At 43.5% G+C, this 2,177-nt stretch carries 1 protein-coding gene; it reads left to right on the top strand.

Annotated elements, in window-relative coordinates:
- Positions 1 to 2,177: DUF4347 domain-containing protein (locus JUI58_RS02085; RefSeq protein WP_204102085.1), on the top strand; the 2,177-nt coding region annotated here is incomplete at both ends.

Here is a 2,177-nt window from a genome sequence, read left to right as displayed (position 1 = left end):
GGGATGGAACACAACACAGCCCCACAGTGATGCGCTTTGGCGAAAAAGTTGGGGATTCTTGGGATTATACCTTCATTGACGAGAGAGCAGATAATCCCTATAAATTACTCTATGGAGGAGAAGCCGGCACCGTTTCCCGTTTGGTGCTCAGAGGTGAAGATGGTATGGCTAAGATTACCGAAGTCTTGAATTTTGCCAATGACCCCATCGAGACTCTAAGCATCGTTGCAGAAGGAAATTCTGGGGAACTCTGGTTAGGGAAAGATTTTATTACAGCGCAAAACGTTCAACAATATCGCACTCAATTGGAAAGTTGGGGAGAATCTCTCTCTCCTCTTGCAGATATTTTGCTCTATAGTTGTTTTACGGCTTTAGGGGCAGCAGGAGAAAGTTTAGTTAATCAAATGGCCAATGCGACAGGTGCAGATGTAGCCGCTTCGGTAGATGCAACGGGAAGTGCTAATTATGGAGGCAATTGGATATTGGAGTATAGTACGGGAAATATTGAGGCAGGGATACCTTTTACCGATGGAACTTTAGCGAACTGGGATGGGAAGTTAGCAACGGTTACAGTTACAACAGGGAGTGGAGCAGGTTCTTTAAAAGATGTTATTGAAAGTGTAGCAACTATGGGAGACACCATTACATTTGACCCGACAGCATTTGCAGGAGTGGTGACGATTGATTTGACAGGGAATGAAATCAACTGGTCAATTGACAATTTAACTTTAGAGGGAACGGGACAAAATAATCTATTTCTTGATGGAGGTGGAATGAATCGCATTTTTAATATTTCTGCAAATAATGCCACCATTAAGAATCTAACCATTCAGAATGGGAGTACCACAGGAAGTGGAGGAGGTATTTATCATAATGGTTCCGGAAGTTTAACGGTCAGCAATAGCACCATTTCCGGAAATTCGAGTGGCGACGACGGTGGAGGAGTTGCGACTACATCTAGTATGACCATCAACAATAGTACAATTTCAGGGAACTTCAGCACCGACGATGGGGGTGGAATTTATGCTTACTCCAACGTAACCATCAACAATAGTACAGTTTCAGGGAACTTCAGCACCGACGATGGGGGTGGAATTCATTCTGACTCCAACGTAACTATCAACAATAGTACAATTTCAGGGAACTCCAGTAACGAAAAAGGGGGTGGAATTTATGCTGACTCCAACGTAACTATCAACAATAGTACAATTTCAGGGAACTTCAGTGGCCAAGACGGGGGTGGAGTGGATACCCGCACTCTAAATATCAACAATAGTATAATTTCTGGGAATTCCAGTAACCAAAAAGGAGGAGGAGTTTATGCTTACTCTAGTGCAACCATTACCGATAGCACAATTTCAGGGAATTCTAGCAGTGACGATGGTGGTGGAGTTGCTGGCGGATTTGCTGGCGCAAATAATGTAACGATTACCAATAGTACAATTTCAGGGAATTCTAGCGGTGGAATAGGAGGGGGAATTTATGCTTACTCTAGTGCAACCATCAACAATAGCACAATTTCAGGGAATTCCAGCAGTTCCGATGGTGGTGGATTTGCTGGCGCTAATGATGTAACGATTACCAATAGTACAATTTCAGGGAATTCTAGCGGTGGAATAATAGGAGGGGGGGGAATTTATGCTTACTCCAACGTAACTATCAACAATAGTACAATTTCAGGGAACTCCAGCAGCGGCAGGGGGGGTGGAGTTTATGCTTACAGCGTTAATGCCGATAATATGACCATCAGCAATAGCACAATTTCAGGGAATTCTAGCGGTGACAATGGTGGTGGAATTAGGACCTATAATGTAATCATCACAAATAGCACGATTTCTGGAAACTCTAGTAATCTATACGGTGGTGGAATTTTTGCGAAATATGGAACGATCCGCAACAGTACGATCGCCTTCAATGTCGCAGATGCCGATAACAACGGTGCGGGGGATGGTGGAGGGATTTTGAGCGTTAACTTTGGGACAAACAATACTTTTACCATTGAAAACAGCATTATTGCTCAAAATAGCGACTCGGGTGGGGGAGCACCGGATTTAAGCGGGATTTTCGATACGATTCAATTCAGTCTCATCCAAAACACGACAGGAGCAACAATTACCACCGATACCAGCAATATAAAAGGGATTGACCCTTTGTTACTCCCCCTTGCTAATAATGGT

The organism is Spirulina sp. CCY15215 (assembly GCF_016888125.1).
Taxonomy (GTDB): Bacteria; Cyanobacteriota; Cyanobacteriia; order Cyanobacteriales; family Spirulinaceae; genus CCY15215.
Note: the sequence above shows the minus strand (reverse complement) of the source record. Positions and strands in the feature narration are given on the sequence as shown.